This is a genomic window from Thioalkalivibrio sp. ALJ3, assembly GCF_000377205.1.
GTDB lineage: Bacteria > Pseudomonadota > Gammaproteobacteria > Ectothiorhodospirales > Ectothiorhodospiraceae > Thioalkalivibrio.
In genome coordinates, this window is record NZ_KB897906.1 from 111811 (window position 1) to 130264 (window position 18454).

General features: G+C 64.1%; 17 protein-coding genes. 15 read left to right on the top strand and 2 right to left on the bottom strand.

The features are described from left to right. The first annotated feature begins 6 nt into the window (after positions 1 to 6). From gyrA to galU, 15 genes are all read left to right on the top strand, one after another. The gene (gyrA, locus tag C935_RS0104695) at positions 7 to 2619 is read left to right on the top strand and encodes a DNA gyrase subunit A (RefSeq protein WP_018861359.1); all 2613 of its coding nucleotides are present in this window, start codon (positions 7 to 9) and stop codon (positions 2617 to 2619) included. Beyond that, positions 2616 to 3701 (top strand): 3-phosphoserine/phosphohydroxythreonine transaminase, encoded by a 1086-nt coding sequence (serC, locus tag C935_RS0104700; RefSeq protein ID WP_018861360.1) that lies wholly within the window; start codon positions 2616 to 2618, stop codon positions 3699 to 3701. Before gyrA ends, serC begins: the two co-directional genes overlap by 4 nt. A gap of 35 nt (positions 3702 to 3736) precedes the next feature. Continuing rightward, a complete protein-coding gene (locus C935_RS0104705; protein ID WP_018861361.1) occupies positions 3737 to 4900 on the top strand; it encodes a 3-phosphoglycerate dehydrogenase family protein in 1164 nt (387 codons plus the stop codon). Positions 4901 to 4960: 60 nt separating this feature from the next. Continuing rightward, positions 4961 to 6019 (top strand): prephenate dehydratase, encoded by a 1059-nt coding sequence (gene pheA / locus C935_RS0104710; protein ID WP_026278644.1) that lies wholly within the window; start codon positions 4961 to 4963, stop codon positions 6017 to 6019. Between the two features lie 12 nt (positions 6020 to 6031). Next, complete coding sequence (gene hisC / locus C935_RS0104715; RefSeq protein ID WP_018861364.1) at positions 6032 to 7189, top strand: histidinol-phosphate transaminase; 1158 nt, start codon at positions 6032 to 6034, stop codon at positions 7187 to 7189. Next, a complete protein-coding gene (locus tag C935_RS0104720; protein WP_018861365.1) occupies positions 7186 to 8067 on the top strand; it encodes a prephenate dehydrogenase/arogenate dehydrogenase family protein in 882 nt (293 codons plus the stop codon). Before hisC ends, C935_RS0104720 begins: the two co-directional genes overlap by 4 nt. Positions 8068 to 8070: 3 nt before the next feature. Then, positions 8071 to 9375 (top strand): 3-phosphoshikimate 1-carboxyvinyltransferase, encoded by a 1305-nt coding sequence (gene aroA / locus C935_RS0104725; protein ID WP_018861366.1) that lies wholly within the window; start codon positions 8071 to 8073, stop codon positions 9373 to 9375. Then, on the top strand, positions 9372 to 10079 hold the full coding sequence (gene cmk / locus C935_RS0104730) for a (d)CMP kinase (protein ID WP_018861367.1): 708 nt from the start codon (positions 9372 to 9374) through the stop codon (positions 10077 to 10079). The genes aroA and cmk overlap by 4 nt, the downstream gene beginning before the upstream one ends. 82 nt (positions 10080 to 10161) lie before the next feature. After that, on the top strand, positions 10162 to 11832 hold the full coding sequence (rpsA, locus tag C935_RS0104735) for a 30S ribosomal protein S1 (protein ID WP_018868222.1): 1671 nt from the start codon (positions 10162 to 10164) through the stop codon (positions 11830 to 11832). Between the two features lie 100 nt (positions 11833 to 11932). After that, a complete protein-coding gene (locus tag C935_RS0104740) occupies positions 11933 to 12229 on the top strand; it encodes an integration host factor subunit beta (protein WP_018861369.1) in 297 nt (98 codons plus the stop codon). Positions 12230 to 12234: 5 nt separating this feature from the next. Further along, positions 12235 to 12552, top strand: a complete 318-nt coding sequence (locus C935_RS0104745) for a lipopolysaccharide assembly protein LapA domain-containing protein (RefSeq protein WP_018861370.1) — start codon at positions 12235 to 12237, stop codon at positions 12550 to 12552. Positions 12553 to 12772: 220 nt separating this feature from the next. Then, the gene (locus tag C935_RS0104750) at positions 12773 to 13999 is read left to right on the top strand and encodes a tetratricopeptide repeat protein (RefSeq protein WP_018861371.1); all 1227 of its coding nucleotides are present in this window, start codon (positions 12773 to 12775) and stop codon (positions 13997 to 13999) included. Positions 14000 to 14022: 23 nt separating this feature from the next. Further along, the gene (gene pyrF / locus C935_RS0104755) at positions 14023 to 14754 is read left to right on the top strand and encodes an orotidine-5'-phosphate decarboxylase (protein WP_018861372.1); all 732 of its coding nucleotides are present in this window, start codon (positions 14023 to 14025) and stop codon (positions 14752 to 14754) included. Positions 14755 to 14817: 63 nt separating this feature from the next. Then, the gene (locus C935_RS0104760; protein WP_018861373.1) at positions 14818 to 15102 is read left to right on the top strand and encodes a ComEA family DNA-binding protein; all 285 of its coding nucleotides are present in this window, start codon (positions 14818 to 14820) and stop codon (positions 15100 to 15102) included. Between the two features lie 54 nt (positions 15103 to 15156). Then, a complete protein-coding gene (gene galU, locus C935_RS0104765; protein ID WP_018861374.1) occupies positions 15157 to 16047 on the top strand; it encodes a UTP--glucose-1-phosphate uridylyltransferase GalU in 891 nt (296 codons plus the stop codon). A 4-nt stretch (positions 16048 to 16051) separates the two neighbouring features. On the opposite strand, the gene C935_RS0104770 is transcribed toward galU, so the two are convergent. Together C935_RS0104770 and ilvD are read right to left on the bottom strand one after the other, a co-directional pair. Then, positions 16052 to 16738: a rhomboid family intramembrane serine protease gene (locus tag C935_RS0104770; protein ID WP_018868220.1), complete on the bottom strand. Its 687-nt coding sequence runs from the start codon at positions 16736 to 16738 to the stop codon at positions 16052 to 16054. Between the two features lie 11 nt (positions 16739 to 16749). Then, positions 16750 to 18435, bottom strand: coding sequence for a dihydroxy-acid dehydratase (gene ilvD, locus C935_RS0104775; protein ID WP_018861376.1), 1686 nt, complete (start codon positions 18433 to 18435; stop codon positions 16750 to 16752). Between the last annotated feature and the right edge of the window lie 19 nt (positions 18436 to 18454).

Below are 18454 nucleotides of genomic sequence, written 5' to 3' on the forward strand. Positions count from 1 at the left end.
CTCTCGATGGCTGAATTTGCCAAGGAAATCTTCCCGGTCAATCTCGAAGACGAGATGCAGCAGTCCTACCTCGATTACGCCATGAGCGTAATCGTGGGCCGGGCCCTCCCCGATGTCCGTGACGGTCTCAAGCCGGTCCATCGCCGCGTGCTCTACGCGATGCGCGAGCTGGGCAACGACTACAACAAGCCGTACAAGAAGTCGGCGCGCGTGGTCGGTGACGTGATCGGTAAGTATCACCCGCATGGTGACTCCGCCGTCTACGACGCCATCGTGCGCATGGCACAGCCGTTCTCGATGCGCTACATGCTGGCCGACGGGCAGGGCAACTTCGGCTCCATTGACGGTGATTCCCCGGCGGCCATGCGTTACACCGAGGTGCGCATGGCGCGCATCGCGGCCGAGCTGCTGGCCGACATCGACAAGGAAACGGTCGACTTCATCGATAACTACGACGGCTCCGAACAGGAGCCGGCGGTCCTCCCGAGCAAGTTTCCCAACCTGCTGGTCAACGGCTCGGCCGGGATCGCGGTCGGGATGGCGACCAACATCCCGCCGCACAACCTGGGCGAGGTGATTAACGCCTGCGTGGCGCTGATCGATGACCCGGACATCTCCATCGATGGCCTGATGGAGCACGTACCAGGCCCGGACTTCCCGACGGCGGGGATCATCAACGGCGTGGAAGGCGTGCGCGAGGCCTATCGCACCGGCCGCGGTCGAGTGTTGATCCGGGCGCGGTCGCATGTCGAGCCGCTGGAAGGCGGCCAGCGCGAGGCGATTGTTGTCACCGAACTCCCGTACCAGGTGAACAAGGCCCGGCTGACCGAGAAGATCGCCGAGCTGGTCAAGGAAAAGCGCATCGATGGCATCTCGGAGCTGCGCGACGAGTCGGACAAGGACGGCATGCGCCTGGTCATCGAGCTCAAGCGCGGCGAGATGGCCGAGGTGGTACTGAACCACCTGTACATGCATACGCAGATGCAGAATGTCTTCGGCATCAACATCGTCGCGCTGGTCGACGGCCAGCCCAAGGTGCTGGATCTGCGTCAGGTGCTGGAGGCCTTCCTGCGGCATCGCCGTGAGGTGGTCACCCGCCGCACCATCTTCGATTTGCGCAAGGCGCGCGAGCGCGCCCATATCCTGGAAGGCCTCGCGATCGCGCTGGCGAACATCGACTCGGTCATCGAACTGATCCGTGCGGCCCCCAATCCGGCCGAGGCCAAGGCCGGCCTGTTGGCACGCAGCTGGCCGCTGGGAGTGGTCAGCGACATGCTGGACCGGGCCGGTGCCAGCGCCTCGCGGCCGGAAGACCTGGCGCCGGAATACGGCGTGGGCGACGACGGCTACCGCCTGTCCGAAGCCCAGGCCCAGGCGATCCTGGACCTGCGCCTGCACCGCCTGACCGGGCTGGAGCAGGACAAGATCCTCGACGAATACCGCGAGCTGTTGGACCTGATCGACGACCTGCTCGACATCCTGGGCTCGGGCAACCGGCTGCAGCAGGAGATCCGCAACGAACTGTTGGGCGTGGCCGAACAGTTCGGTGACGAACGCCGCAGCGAGATCCGCGAGCGCCAGGCCAACCTGACCCTGGAAGACCTGATCGGCGAGGAAGACGTCGTGGTGACGCTTTCCCACGCCGGCTATGTGAAGTACCAGCCAGTGGCCGACTACCGCGCGCAGCGCCGAGGCGGTCGCGGCAAGGCGGCCGCCAGCTTCAAGGAAGAGGACTTTGTCGACCGGTTGCTGGTGGCGAACACACATGACACGGTGCTGTGCTTCTCCAGCCGCGGGCGCGTCTATTGGCTGAAGGTCTACGAGTTGCCGCAGGGCTCGCGGGCCTCGCGAGGCAAGCCGATCGTCAATCTGTTGCCGCTGGAATCCGACGAACGAATCAATGCGATCCTGCCGGTGCGCGAGTACGACCCGGATCATTACGTGTTCATGGTCACGGCGCGCGGCACGGTCAAGAAGACACCGCTGACGGACTTCTCGCGCCGGCGCTCCACCGGGATTATCGCGGTGGATCTGCGCGACGACGACTACCTGGTGGACGTCTCGCTCACCGATGGCCAGATGGACGTGATGCTGGTCACTACGGCGGGCAAGGCGGTGCGCTTCTCGGAGAACGACGTGCGGCCGATGGGGCGTACCGCCTGTGGCGTGCGCGGCGTGCGCATGGAACCGGAGCATCGCGTCATTGCGCTGCTGAATGTCGCCGAGGGTGCGGCCCTGCTGGCGACCGAGAACGGCTACGGTAAACGGACCCGCTTCGACGAATTCCCGGTCCACCGTCGGGGTGGCCAGGGCGTAATCGGGATCCAGACCGAGGGACGCAACGGACCGCTGGTCGGGGCCGCGCGGGTACTGGAAGACGACGAGGCGATGCTGATCACCACGGGCGGGACCCTGGTGCGTACGCCGGTGGACCAGATCCCGTTGATCGGGCGCAACACTCAGGGCGTGCGGCTGATCCGTCTGGACGAGGGCGAGCGCCTGGTGGAACTGGCCCGGGTGGAGCAGCTACAGGGCGAGGACGAAGATCTGGATGACGCGGGGGCGGAGAATGCCCCGGAACCTACTCAGAACACGACGGACAACGGAGATCCGGAATGAGCCGAGTGCATAACTTCAGTGCGGGGCCGGCAGCCCTGCCGCAGGCCGTCCTGGAACGGGCGCGCGACGAACTGATCGATTTCCATGGCGCGGGCATGTCCGTGATGGAGATGAGCCATCGCGGCAAGCCGTTCATGGAGGTCGCCGAGAAGGCCGAGCAGGACCTGCGCAAGCTGATGAACATTCCGGATAATTACAGCGTGCTGTTTCTGCAGGGCGGAGCGACCGGCCAGTTCGCGGCGATCCCGATGAACCTGCAGCCGGGCGGCAAGCCGATGGACTACATCGACACCGGAGCCTGGTCGGGCAAGGCGATCAAGGAGGCCCAGAAGTTTGGTCCTGTGAATATCGTCGCCAGCTCGCAGGCCACTGGATATGCCTCGATCCCATCGCGCGAGAGCTGGAATCTCGACCCGAATGCGGCCTATGTGCATTACACGCCGAACGAAACCATCGGTGGCGTCGAGTTCCACGAGGTCCCGGATGTCGGCGGCGTACCGCTGGTGGCAGATATGTCCTCCACCATCCTCTCGCGTCCGATCGATGTGTCGAAGTTCGGCGTGATTTATGCCGGCGCGCAAAAGAACATCGGGCCCGCCGGGCTGACTGTGGTGATCGTTCGCAACGACCTGCTGGAGCAGGAATCGAATGCGAACCTTCCGGCAGTGGTCGACTGGGCCCTTCAGGCAAAGAACGACTCCATGTACAACACCCCGCCCACGTTCGGCTGGTACCTGGCGGGGCTGGTGTTCGAGTGGCTGCTGGAGCAGGGCGGACTGGAAAAGATGGCCGAGATCAACCAGCGCAAGGCCGAGAAGCTCTATCATTTCGTGGATAACTCGGCTTTTTATCGCAACCCGGTCGAGCCGGATGCGCGTTCGTGGATGAACGTGCCCTTCATCCTCGCGGATGACTCCCTGGACGGGACATTCCTGAACGAGGCCGATGCCGCCGGCCTGTCGTCGCTCAAGGGGCATCGTTCGGTGGGCGGTATGCGTGCAAGCATCTACAACGCGGTACCGGAAAGCGCCGTGGACACGCTGATCGAGTTCATGGCGGACTTCGAGAACCGCCACGCCTGAACCTCGCGCTGGATAATCGATCACGGAGGGCCCGGATGTATCGCATACAGACCTACAACAATATCGCCGTACGCGGGCTGGACCGCTTCCCACGGGACCGTTACGAGGTCGCCTCGGACATTAACCAGCCCGACGCGTTGATGCTGCGCTCGTTCAACCTGCACGACGTGGAAATCCCGGATTCCGTACTGGCCGTCGGGCGCGCGGGCAGCGGGGTGAACAACATCCCGGTGGCGGCTCTGTCCGATCGTGGCGTCGCCGTGTTCAATGCCCCCGGGGCCAATGCCAATGCCGTGAAGGAGCTGGTAATCGCCGGGTTGCTGCTGGGCGCTCGCAACCTGTTGCCGGCGGCGGGGTATGTGCAGGAGCTGGATCCAAGCAAGGACGACTTCATGGCCGCAGTCGAGCACGGCAAGAAGCGCTTCACCGGGTTCGAGCTTCCCGGGCGCAAGCTCGCCGTGCTTGGGCTGGGCGCCATCGGTGTGGGGGTAGCCAATGCCGCCAAGGCCCTGGGGATGGAAGTGGTGGGCTTCGACCCCAAGGTGACCGTCGAGAACGCCTGGCGCCTCGATTCGGATATCGAACGCGCGCGCTCCGTGGAGGCGGCACTGGAAGGCGCGGACGCGGTGACGGTGCATGTTCCGCTGACCGAGAACACCCGCCATATCGTCAATGCCAAGGGGCTGGCCGGTATGAACCCGGGTGCAATGGTCCTCAACCTGGCGCGCGAAGGCATCGTCGATGACGAGGCCGTGCGCGAGGGGCTGGATTCCGAGCGCTTGCATGCCTACATCACGGACTTTCCGGTGCCGAACATGCTGAATCACCCGCGGGTGATTACGCTGCCTCACCTCGGTGCCTCGACGACCGAGTCGGAGGAAAACTGCGCGATGATGATTGCCGACGAGCTGCGGGACTATCTCGAGAACGGCAACGTGGTGAATTCGGTGAACCTGCCGACCCTGGTACTCGACCGCAAGGGCGACACCCGGATCGCGGTCGTGAATCGGAATCTTCCAGATCGGGTGGCCCGGATTTCCCATGTACTGGGTGAATCCAATCTGAACATCCTGCACCTGATGAACGATTCTCGTGGGGATCTGGCGTATACCCTGCTGGATGTGGACGGGACGCCGGATCCTTCTACGCTGGATGCGTTGTTGCAGATTGATGGCGTGCTTCGCGCGCGGGTGTTGTAGATCGTGACGGACAAGGGGTCATCGCCGAAAGCCGTACCCGGGGCGGAAGACCTCGGTTCTCTGCGCGGCCGTATCGATGCACTGGACAGCCAGCTGCTTCAACTGCTCAGCGAACGAGCCCGCTGCGCTGAGGCCGTGGCGCAGGTCAAGCGCGAGGTCGAACGGCACCCGGTGTTCTACCGCCCGGAGCGCGAGGCCGAGATCCTGCGTCGCGTGCGCGATGAAAACCCCGGGCCATTGTCCGGCGAGGCGGTCGCGCGGCTGTTTCGCGAGATCATGTCGGAGTGCCTGGCGCTTGAGCATCCACTGACGGTTGCCTATCTGGGTCCGGAAGGGACATTTACCCACCTGGCGACGCGCAAGCATTTCGGGCACGCGGTAGAGACGAGCCCGCTGACCTCGATCGATCAGGTATTTGGGGCGGTCGAGGCAGGGCGGGCGCAGTTCGGCGTGGTGCCGATCGAGAACAGCTCCGAGGGCGTGGTCACGCACACCGTCGACTGTTTCCTGGATTCCCCGCTGCAGATTTGTGGTGAGGTCGTGACGCCGATCCATCATCATCTGCTGGCACAGGCCGAGGACCTTGGCCAGATTCGCCGCGTCCGCGCGCATGCCCAGGCACTGGCGCAGTGCCGACAATGGCTGGATACCCACCTGCCGCATGCGGAGCGCGAGGCGGTTTCGTCCAACGCGCGGGCCGCCGAGGTCGCGGCGAACGATCCTGACAGTGCAGCGATCGCCAGCCGCGTGGCCGCCGAGCACTATGGCGTGCCCCTGCGGGTTCAGCATGTCGAAGATCGTGCCGACAACACCACCCGCTTTCTGATCATCGGGACTGCGGCGACCGAGCCGAGCGGCGCGGACCGGACCTCGATCATGCTCAGTACGGCGAACCGGCCCGGTTCGTTGTATTCACTGCTCAAGCCGATTGCCGAAGCGGGCATCAGTCTGAGCCGGATCGAGTCGCGGCCCTCACGCTGCACTCAGTGGACCTATGTGTTTTTCCTGGATCTGGTGGGGCATCAGAAGGATCCGGCAATCCGCGATTGTCTGGAACAGCTGCGACAGACCGCCGATACCGTCAAGGTGCTGGGGAGCTATCCTCAGGCCGCTACCTAACCGAGACATTCCATGGCTTCACGCAACCCCGTGTCCGACCAGAACCCGGGTGGCTTTGATGCCGCCGCGCTTGCCGTGGATGGCGTTCGGGGCCTGACGCCCTACCAGCCGGGCAAGCCAATCGCGACGCTCGAGCGGGAGCTGGGCATCCAGCAGGCGATCAAGATGGCCTCCAACGAAAATCCGCTGGGGCCCTCGCCCCAGGCGGTGGAGGCGGGACGCGCGGCGATGTGCGAGGCGCATATCTATCCCGACGGGGCAGGTTTTGAACTGAAGGCCGCGCTGGCAGCCCGGCATGGTGTCGAACCGGACGCCATAACCCTTGGCAATGGGTCCAACGAGATTCTGGAACTGATTGCGCGGGCGTGGCTGGCGCCCGGTCGGACCTCGGTTTTTTCGGCTCATGCCTTTGCGGTCTACCCGCTGGTTACCCAGGCAGTGGGGGCCGAGGCACGGGTGGTTGAGGCACTGCCTGCGACCGACCTCGAACAGCCCTATGGGCACGATCTAGCGGCGATGCAGAAAGCCGTGGATGACACCGTGCGGGTGGTGTTCGTGGCCAATCCGAACAACCCGACCGGGACCTGGGTCGGGCGTGCGGCGCTCGAGGCCTTTGTGGCAGCGATGCCGGCCACCACACTCGTGGTAATCGACGAGGCGTATGCGGAGTATGTCGAGCAGGAAGACTATCCCGACACCACCCAGTGGGTCGCGCGCTACCCGAATCTCATCGTGACCCGCACGTTCTCCAAGATTCAGGGCCTTGCCGGCCTGCGCCTGGGGTATTCCATCAGTTCGGCCGCGGTCGCGGAGCTGCTCAATCGCGTGCGCCAGCCGTTCAATGTGAATGCCGTCGCCCAGGCCGCGGGCCTCGCCGCGCTGGGGGACTCGGCCCATATCGAGCGTTCGGTGCGGGTGAATCGCGAGGGCCTGGCGCAGCTGGACGAGGGCCTGCGTGAGCGGGGGCTGCGCGCGATCCCGTCGGTGGGCAACTTCATCACCTTCGACACCGGACGTGATGCGGGGCCGGTGTACGAGGCGCTGCAACGCGAAGGTGTGATCACTCGTCCCGTGGAGAACTATGGGCTGCCCGGGCATTTGCGGGTGACGGTCTCCACGGCCGACGACAACGAACGCTTCCTGCAGGCACTGGATCGGGCCCTGGCATGATCGAGCGCCTGGTCATCTTCGGAGTTGGCCTGATCGGTGGATCGCTCGCACTCGCCTTGCGCGAGGCGGGTGCGGTACGCGAGATCGTGGGCTGTTCGCGCAATGCGGACAACCTGCGCGAGGCCAAGCGCCTGGGCGTAATTGATCGCTGGACTACCTCGGTGGCGGAGGCCGCGGAAGGGGCAGATATCGGGGTACTGGCTGTGCCACTGGGGGCAATGGGCCCGCTGGCACGCGACCTGGCCGACTGCTGGCCGGACGACAGCCCATTGACGGACGTCGGTTCGAGCAAGCAGGCCGTGATCGACGCCGTGACCGAGGGCTTTGGCACCACGCCACGCCAGTTCGTGCCCGGCCACCCGATCGCCGGGACCGAGAAGAGCGGGGTGGCGGCGGCGTTCCCCAGTCTCTTTCGGGAGCGGCTGGTGATCCTGACTCCGGCGGATGCGACCAATCCGATGGCCAGCGATCGCGTTGCACAGATGTGGCAGGCGGCCGGTGCGCGGGTGGAATTCATGACACCCGCCCACCACGACCGGGTCCTCGCGGCTACGAGCCACCTGCCACATGTGCTGGCCTACACGCTGGTGGCGTCGCTCTCGGATATGAGCGAACGTGACGAGATCTTCCATTATGCGGCCGGCGGGTTTCGCGATTTCACGCGGATTGCCTCGTCGGACCCGGTCGTCTGGCGCGATATCTGTCTGGCCAACCGCGCGGCGATCCTCGAGGTCATCGAGCGCTATCAGGGTGACCTGGAACAACTGCGGGGGATGATCGAGTCCGCCGACGGGTCCGCGATCGAGGCGCGCTTTCGGCATGCAAAGGAAACCCGGGATCGCTTTTGCGACCCGGCGGATGCACAACTGGATACCTGAAACATGAAGACCTTTACCGTACAGCCGGGGGGCTCGCTCTCCGGTGTTGTCCGTGTGCCGGGCGACAAGTCGATTTCGCACCGCTCGATCATGCTGGGCGCGCTGGCCGAGGGCGAAACCCGCGTCAGCGGTTTTCTCGAAGGGGCCGACTGCCTGGCGACACTGGAGGCCTTTCGCGCGATGGGTGTGTCGATCGAGCGCAAGGGTCCCGGCGAGGTCGTGATCCAGGGGCAGGGACTGCAGGGTCTTAAGGCGCCGGATCGCCCGCTGGACATGGGCAACTCCGGGACCGCTATGCGGCTGCTCTGCGGGGTGCTTGCGGGACAGTCGTTTGATAGCGAACTGACGGGCGATGCATCCCTGACGCGTCGCCCGATGCGCCGGGTCACCGAGCCCCTGGCCCGCATGGGTGCGCAGATCGAGACCAGCGAGGCGGGTACCCCGCCTCTTCGCATTCATGGCGGGGCGCAGCTGCGGGGCACCGATCACGTGCTGCAGGTGGCCAGTGCACAGGTCAAGTCCGCGATCCTGCTCGCGGGGCTATGGGCAGAAGGGAAAACCTGTGTGACCGAGCCCGCTCCCACCCGGGACCACACCGAGCGCATGCTGAATGGTTTCGGGTGCGTCGTGACCCGGGATGGCCCAAAGGCGTGCGTTACCGGGGGTGGGCGTTTGCAAGCCGGTTTGGTCGATGTCCCGGCGGACATCTCCTCGGCCGCGTTCTTTCTGGTCGGGGCCAGCATCGCGGAGGGCTCGCAGATGCGCCTGGAACATGTGGGTATCAATCCGACCCGAACGGGCGTGATCGACATCCTGCGCTTGATGGGTGCGGATATCCGCGTGGAGAACGAGCGTGAAGCCGGCGGCGAGCCGGTGGCTGATATCGAGGTGTACGCCACGCGCCTCAAGGGGATCGACATCCCGACCGAGCTGGTGCCGCTGGCGATCGACGAGTTTCCGGCCATCTTTGTGGCGGCCGCCTGTGCCGAGGGCGAGACGGTCCTGACCGGCGCGGAAGAGCTGCGGGTCAAGGAGAGCGACCGGATCCAGGTAATGGCCGATGGTCTTCAGGCGCTGGGCGTGCAATGCACGGTGCAGCCGGACGGGATTCGTATCCATGGCGGCGACGGCTTCTCGGGCGGGGAGGTGGACAGCCATGGCGACCATCGCATTGCAATGTCCTTCGCAATGGCCGGCCTGCGGGCCCGCGCACCAATACGCATCCGCGACTGTGCAAACGTCGCCACGTCGTTCCCCGGGTTCGTGGATCTCGCCCGTGCCGCCGGCTTGTCGCTGGAGGCCGCATGACGGCGGCAGTTCCGGTACTCGCCATTGACGGTCCCGGAGGCGCCGGCAAGGGGACCGTGTGCATGCGTGTCGCGGCGGCAATGGGATGGCATCTGCTCGATAGCGGCGCGCTGTATCGGCTACTCGGTCTCGCGGCGCGTCAGCACGGGGTCGAGCTGACCGATATTGCCGGCCTGGAACGCCTGGCCGCGTCCCTGGATGTCAGCTTCGATATCGACCGCGATGCCACTCGGGTGACAACCCTGCTGGAAGGCCAGCCGGTGGACGTGCTGCTGCGCACCGAACAGGCCGGCTCCGACGCCTCGCAGGTCGCCGCGCTGCCCGCGGTACGTGAAGCCCTGCTGGACCGCCAACGGGGTTTTGCGCAGGCCCCGGGGCTGGTCGCGGACGGGCGCGACATGGGCACCGTGGTGTTCCCGGATGCGGACCTCAAGATCTTCCTCACGGCCTCGTCGGAGGAGCGGGCGCGCAGGCGTTACATGCAGTTGAAGGAACAAGGACTTAGTGCTAATCTTTCCGCCCTTCAGGATGAGATGGAGGCGCGTGACCGCCGCGACCGCGAGCGTAGCGTCGCCCCCCTCAAGCCCGCCGAAGATGCCTGGGTGCTGGATACTACGGAACTCGACATCGTCAGCGTGGTGGAAATGATCCTGGAGCGCCTCCGGGACGTACTCCCGGAACAAAGCCCCCGAATCGAGGGATAGCCTCGAAGCGGGTACATTAACGTTCAAACCCTCTTGTAGGAAGTTTCTTCAAGAGTTTGTTTAATCACAGGTTTTTAAATCCATGAGTGAAAGTTTCGCGCAACTGCTCGAAGAGAGCATGGCCTACACCCAGATGCAGCCGGGTGCCATCCTCAGTGCCACCGTCATTGAGGTCACCCCGGATGTGGTCGTGGTCAATGCCGGCCTGAAGTCCGAGGGGGTCATCCCCACCGAGCAGTTCATGAACGACGAGGGCGAGCTCGAGGTCAAGGTCGGCGATGTCGTCGAAGTGGCCCTCGAGACCCCCGAAGACGGTTTCGGCGAGACGCGCATGTCGCGCGAGAAGGCCAAGCGGGCCAAGGCCTGGGATCGTCTTGAAGGTGCGATGGAAGAAGAGCAGTACGTCACCGGCAAGATCTCCGGCAAGGTCAAGGGCGGGTACACCGTCGAGCTGGGAGACATCCGTGCGTTCCTGCCCGGTTCACTCGTGGATGTACGTCCGGTGCGCGATACCGCGTACCTGGAAGGCAAGGAGCTGGAATTCAAGCTCATCAAGCTGGATCGCCGTCGCAATAACGTGGTTGTGTCGCGTCGCGCCGTGGTCGAGCAGGAGTACAGCGCCGAGCGCGAAGAGCTGCTGAAGAATCTGCAGGAAGGCGCGGTCGTGAAGGGTATCGTGAAGAACCTGACCGACTACGGTGCGTTCCTGGATCTGGGTGGCATCGACGGCCTGCTGCACATCACCGACATGGCCTGGAAGCGCGTGAAGCATCCGTCCGACGTGGTCGAGATCGGCCAGGAAGTCGAAGTCAAGGTGCTGAAGTTCGACCGCGAGCGCATGCGTGTGTCGCTGGGCCTCAAGCAGCTGGGCGAGGACCCGTGGGAGAACATCACCCGCCGTTATCCGACCGGCACCCGCATCTTTGGCAAGGTCACCAACATCACCGACTACGGCTGCTTCGTCGAAATCGAAGACGGTGTGGAAGGCCTGGTGCACGTGTCCGAGATGGACTGGACCAACAAGAACGTCAATCCGGGCAAGGTCGTGGCCATCGGCGACGAGGTCGAGGTGATGATCCTGGACCTGGACGAAGAGCGCCGCCGCATCTCGCTGGGCATGAAGCAGTGCCAGTCGAACCCGTGGGACGACTTCGCCGCCAACCACAACCGTGGCGAGAAGGTTCGCGGCCAGATCAAGTCGATCACCGATTTCGGTGTGTTTGTCGGCCTGGACGGTGGCATCGACGGCCTGATCCATCTGTCCGACCTGTCCTGGCACGAGGCCGGTGAAGAAGCGATCCGCAACTTCAAGAAGGGCGACGAGGTCGAGGCCGTGGTGCTGTCGGTGGATCCGGAGCGCGAGCGTATCTCCCTGGGTCTGAAGCAGCTGGACCGCGATCCGTTCTCCAACTTCGTGGCCGAGCACACCAAGGGCAGCATCGTGAAGGGCACGGTCAAGGAAGTGGACGCCAAGGCCGCCGTGATCGAGCTGGCCGACGGAATCGACGGCATCCTGCGTGCGGCCGACATCTCCCAGGACCGTGTGGAAGATGCGCGTACCGTGCTGAACGTTGGCGAAGAGGTCGAGGCCAAGTTCATGGGTGTGGACAAGAAGACCCGTGCGATCAGCCTGTCGATCAAGGCGAAGGACCGCGCCGAAGAGGCGGAGATGGTCTCCGACTACTCCAACAGCGGCGGCGCGACGACCTCCCTGGGTGATCTGCTTAAGGAACAGATGGGCAAAAACGACTAATTCGGTCACAATAAAGTCCACGGTATCCCTGTGGATGCCGTGGACTGTTTTTTTTCCGCCTGTAGCGGGCTCCTCCTTACCTGTCTGTGACGAGCGTGAGATGACCAAATCGGAATTGATCGAAAGCCTCGCCCAGAAATCGCCTCACCTGCCCGCACGGGATGTAGAGATGTGCGTGAAGGCGTTGCTGGAGCGCATGAGTCAGGCCCTGGCGCACGGCCAGCGAGTCGAGATTCGTGGTTTCGGCAGTTTTTCCCTGCATTTCCGTCCCCCGCGGTTGGGAAGAAACCCCAAGACCGGAGAAGGGGTCGCATTGCCGGGCAAGCACGTCCCGCACTTCAAGCCCGGCAAGGAATTGCGAGAACGGGTCAACACTCCCGCGCTCGTCGACGAGTAGTCGGGATGTCCGATCGAAGGCGCCAGCAGGTCCGGAACGCAGTCGCGTTTGCCTTGCTGATCATGATCTCGTCGGCGATCGGTATTCTTGTAGTGTTCAATGAGGGGCAGGTGACCCTCAGCCTGCCGTGGATGGACGTACAGGCACCTTTGGTAGTCCTGCTGGGTATATCCGCGCTCGTAGGCGTGGTGGTTGCCGCGTCGATCTTGCTACTCCGCATTCGTCGACTGAACCAGAAGATCGCGGATCTGCGTGCAGAGAATCGCGCACTGAAGACCGAGGTCGAGCAGATGCGTACGGCCCCGATGCGGGACTTCTACTAAGGGGCCCTGAGCAAGGTGCAGGCCCGCGATGGAGAGCATCCTGTGCGCGGAAAAGGCACGGAGGGTGTCTTTCGGACCTGCTACATGAGCCCGGTACCTTGCGGTGGTCGGGCCGAATCGTATAGCCCTCAGCGCGTGCCTGCTTCGTCGACCCCATTGCCTTCTGGTGCACTAGCCGGAAGGCTGCATCTGCGTTGGTCGGCATCTCTGGGAGTACCCCGTGATCAATGATTGGTTCTGGTTGCTGTTGCCCGTGGCCGCTGCGAGCGGCTGGTGGGTGGCGCGCCGTATCCACCCTGAAGACCAGGAGGACCAGGAACCCTCCCTTCATCGCTACCTGGAAGGTGTCCGGTATCTACTCGACGACCGGACGGATGATGCGCTGCAGGCGTTCATCGAAATGGTGGAGGTCGATCACGAAACCTTTGAAACGCATGTGATTCTCGGCCGATTGTTTCGACGCCGGGGTGAAGTGGATCGAGCCATACGGATTCATCAGAATCTGGTGGCACGCCCCTCGTTGAAGGACGAGCAACGTGCGCAGGCGCTGTGTGAACTGGGGCAGGATTTCCTGCTTGCCGGTGTGCTGGATCGGGCCGAAGCCGTTTTCCGCGAACTCGCGGACTCACCGCATCAGGCGGTAAGGGCTTTGAAGGGCCTGCAACACGTGTATGAGACCCAGCGGGAATGGGAGCGTGCGATCGAGGTGGGGACGCGGCTGAAATCGCTTGATGTGCCAAACGAACACCTGCTGATCGCGCACTATCATTGCGAGTTGGCCACCATTGCGCTGGAACGTGGCGATCGAACGGTTGCGGCCGAGCGTGCCGCACAGGCGGAGGAGCTCGTTCGCGGTCTGTCGCGGGCCCTGCTGATTCAGTCCGAGATCGCTGAGCGGGAAGAGCGCATTCCTGATGCGATCGCCTACGGGCGTGAGGCTGTCGCACGTACCCCACAGCTTGCTCCACTAGTGGTGCCGCGGCTCGAACGGCTGCACCAGGCTCTGCCGGGCGAAAACCGTCTGGGTCAGTTGGAGCAGACACTGGAGGATCTGGCGAACAGCCGTGGCATCACGGTCGCCCGCATCGCGCTGATGCGCCTGTACCGACGTACGGGGCGACTGGACGCCGCGCTCTCAGAGCTCGGAATGATCCTGTCCCAGCGCCCGGTGCCGACTTCGGGCTTGCTCGAGGCCGTACGGTGGATGAAGATTCTCCCTGCGGTGCAGGACTACAACGTAGAGTTCGCCGCGTTCGAAAAGGCGCTATCCGATCAGCTGGGCAGTCAGCACCTGTATCAGTGCACGAACTGCGGCTATCAGGGTCGCGCCCACGTCTGGCAATGTCCCAGCTGTCGCCGCTGGGATACCCTGCGGGGGCTGGATTTTGAACTCGACGCCAGCACCGAGGAAGCCGAAGATGCGCTGGTCCGGGAAGGGACACGCTGATACCCACACAAGCAGGAACATTCATGCCAACAGTCGATCACTCGCCAGCGCCTCGCCTGATTGTTGCACTCGACTTTGCCGATGCCGACAGCGCCGTCGCACTCGCGCAGCGCCTCGATCCGTCGCTGTGCGCACTGAAAGTCGGATTCGAGCTGTTCGTCGTGGCCGGCCCCGATCTGCTGGGCAGGCTTCACGACCTCGGCTTCCGCGTTTTCCTGGACCTCAAGTTTCACGACATCCCCAATACGGTTGCCGCGGCTTGCCGCGCGGCGGCCCGTACCGGCGTGTGGCTGGTGAATGTGCACGCCAGCGGTGGCTTGCAAATGATGCAGGCCGCCCACGAGGCAGTCCGCGAGGTCAATGATCACACCGCCGTTCTGGCCGTTACCGTCCTGACCTCCAGCGATGCGCAGACACTGCGCGAGACCGGGTTACAGCGAAGCCCGGAGGCGCACGTCCGCCTGCTGGGCAATCTGGCCATCGCCCAGGCCGGGCTCGAGGGGCTCGTATGCTCGGCCCAGGAGGCGAGTATGTTGCGCGAGGAACTGGGCTCGGGGCCGATGCTGGTGACCCCCGGCATTCGACTCCCGGATGCCACAGGGGACGACCAGCGCAGGGTGATGACGCCCGAAAGTGCCCTCAAGGCCGGGGCCAGTGCCATTGTAGTGGGGCGACCCATCACCCGCGCAGCAGATCCGGCCGTGGCTGCGACCGAATTCGCACATCGCCTGGAGAGGGTTTTCGAGAGCCACTGATCCCGTTAGGATGGCCTTGGCGCAAGGGTTGCGCCGGTCATTACTCAACATGGAGCAGTTACTATGAAGAATGCGATCTACTGTGTGAAATGCTGGTTCTTTGCCGCCCTGTGCGTGCTGCCGCTGGCGCTGGTCACCGCTTCGGGGGGGCAGGCGCCGGTGGACGTGAACTCGGCGACGGCGGAGGAACTCGCGACGCTGGACAACATTGGCCAGGTCAAGGCCGAGGCGATTGTCGAACATCGTGAAGCTCATGGTCCGTTTGCCTCGGTTCAGGCGCTGACGGAGGTGTCCGGCATCGGCGAGCGCACGGTGGAGATGAATCTCGAACGCATCGAGATCGAGTAGCCCGATCGCGGGCGGCGGGCAGCACGCCCGTCGCCTTTTCCGCCTGGAGCCAGGATGAACCCGAATATTCCGCCGATCCGTACCGCCGTCTTTCCTGTAGCGGGCATGGGCACCCGCTTTCTGCCGGCCACCAAGGCCAACCCCAAAGAGATGCTCCCGATCGTGGACAAGCCGCTGATCCAGTATGCAGCGGAGGAGGCCGTGCGGGCTGGTATCGAGACGCTGGTGTTCGTGACCGGGCGTAACAAGCGTTCCATTCCCGACCATTTCGACAAGGCCTACGAGCTTGAAACGGAGCTCGAGGAACGCGGCAAGACCGAGATGCTGCAGCAAGTGCGCGACATCGTGCCGCCCAATGTCACCTGCGTGTACGTGCGTCAGGCGGAAGCGCTTGGGCTGGGCCATGCGGTGGCGTGTGCACGCCCGGTGGTGCGCAACGAGCCCTTCGCGGTGATCCTGGCGGACGACCTGATCGAGGAAGAGCAGGGTGGCGCCACCAAACAGATGGTTGATGCCTTTGCCGAGCATGGCTGCAGTGTGCTGGGCGTGGAAGAGGTTCCCGCGGACCGTACCCATCAATACGGCATCATCGATCCGGTGGAAACGGGTCCTCGTACCTGGGATGTGCGGGGGATCGTGGAGAAGCCCGAGCCGGCCGACGCGCCTTCCAGTGTCGCGGTCGTGGGCCGCTATATCTTGACGCCGCGTATCTTCGAACTGCTGGCCGAGCAGGAGCCCGGGGCGGGTGGCGAGATCCAGTTGACCGACGCAATCGCGAAATTGCTTCAGGAAGAACGCGTAACAGCCTTGAATTTCGCCGGTCGTCGATTCGACTGTGGGAGCAAGCTGGGCTATCTGGAGGCCACAGTGGAGTTCGCGCTGATGCATCCGGAGCTCAAGGATGACTTTGCCGCCTATCTGAAATCCCGCGCCAGCGCCTCCTGAAGGCTCACCACCAGAACCTTCGCTGGCGCGGACGGATCGGGAGTCTGCCGCGCCAGTACTGAATGGCGAGAAATCCGAACGCCATCCCGCCCAGATGTGCGAAGTGTGCGATCCCCGCGAGGGTGCCGGATATCCCCAGGTAGAGCTCCAGCGCGCCATAGGCAATGACGAAGTACTTCGCCTTGATCGGGATGGGCAGGAAGAACAGATAGAGCCGCTGGTTGGGAAACATCATTCCGAACGCCAGCAAGACCCCGAACACCCCCCCGGAGGCCCCAACGGTGGGGTAGACCATGCCATTATCGCCGTAGGCGGTGACCACGAGCTGTACGAGCCCCGCACCGATTACGCAGATCAGGAAGTACAACGCGAAGGTGCGAGATCCCCAGGCGTTCTCGATCTGCACCCCCAGCATCCAGACGGCGAACATGTTCACCGACAGGTGGACCAGGCCACCGTGCAGAAAGCCGTAGGTCAAGAGCTGCCAGAGCTGGAAATCCGGGACACGCAGCCACTGGCCGTCCTGGTGGATCATCGACGGCGTGCCGATGGGCCACAGGGCGAAATGGGTCATCAGCCATTCACCCAGCCAGGGCAAGGCGAGGAAAAGCGCGACGTTGGTGATCAGCAAAAAGCCAATCACCGGCGGCATCATGCTGAAGTCGGGGTGGCGAGGGTCCGGGTGCGTCATCGGGGCCGGGGTTAGCGGAAGTCGTCGGTGACCGCGCCGCGACTGGCGGACCCGACTTGCCGGCTGTATTTCCCGAGGACACCTCGATCGAATCGCGGTGGGGGTGCCTGCCAGGCGCTGCGTCGCCGGGCCAGTTCGTCTTCCGGTATTTCGAGCGCCAGGCGATTGCAGCCGGCATCGACCTCGATGGTGTCGCCCTCGCGCACCAGGGCAATGGGCCCACCTTGCGCCGCCTCGGGCGCTACATGCCCGACGACGAGGCCGTACGTTCCTCCGGAGAAGCGACCGTCGGTGATCAGCGCAACCGAGTCGCCAAGGCCCGCACCGATGATTGCCGCCGTTGGCGCGAGCATCTCGCGCATTCCGGGGCCCCCGCGTGGGCCTTCATGGCGCACTACGATCACGTCGCCCGACTGAATCCTGCCTGACAGGATTGCGTCGAGGCATTCCTCTTCGGATTCGAATACCCGTGCCGGTCCCCGGATCGAGGTGGACTTGAGCCCGGTGATCTTGGCCACGCTGCCTTCCGGGGCCAGGTTGCCCTTCAGGATCGCCAAGTGTCCTTGCGGGTAAAGGGGCGCATCCAGCGTGCGGATAATGCTCTGGTCCGGAGGGGGCGCATCGGGTGTATCCGCCAGAACCTCGCGCAGGGTCTGGCCGGTAATGGTCAGACAGTCGCCGTGCAGCAAACCGCCGTTCAGGAGGATTTTCATGACCTGGGGGGTCCCGCCGACGGCATGAAATTCGGTTGTCACATGGCGGCCGGACGGTTTCAGGTCGCACAGGACGGGCGTTTGGCGGCGAATGCGCTCCACATCGTCCAGGCTCAACGACACGTTGGCACAGTGCGCAATGGCCAGCAGATGAAGCACGGCATTGGTCGAACCGCCCACGGCCATGACCACGGCCAGGGCATTTTCGAAAGCCTCGCGGGTCAGGATGTCCCGGGGCTTGCGGTCGGCGTGGATCGCCTCCAGCAGGACTTCGGCCGAACGGGCGGCGGACTCGGCTTTTTCCGGATCCTCCGCGGCCTGCGTCGATGAGCCGGGCAGGCTCATGCCCATCGCTTCGAAGGCGCTGGACATGGTGTTGGCGGTGAACATGCCGCCACAGGAGCCTGCGCCCGGACAGGCATTGCGTTCCACGCCGGCCAGATCCTCATCGGACAGCTTCCCGGCGCCATGTTGGCCCACCGCCTCGAATGCACTGACGATCGTAAGGTCCTGCCCCTTGTAGTGGCCTGGCTTGATCGTGCCCCCGTAGACGAAGATCGCGGGCACATTGAGCCGGGCGATGGCCATCATGGCACCGGGCATGTTCTTGTCGCAGCCGCCGGTGGCCAATAGCCCGTCCAGGCTCTGCCCGTTGACGACCGTCTCGATGGCATCGGCAATCACCTCGCGCGACACCAGTGAGTACTTCATGCCGGGCGTGCCCATCGAAATGCCGTCGGAGATGGTGATGGTGCCGAAGGTCTGCGGCATGCCACCAGCCTTGCGAACGGCGTTTTCCGCACGCTCGGCGAGGGCCCCGATCCCGATATTGCAGGGCGTGATGGTGCTGTGGGCGTTTGCGATGCCGATGATCGGGCGGCGAAAGTCTTCGTCGCGGAAGCCTACCGCACGCAGCATGGCGCGGTTGGGGGTGCGGCGTGGGCCTTCCGTGACGACGCGGCTGCGGCGGTTGTCCTGGGTCATCGTTTGTCCTGGTCCTGTG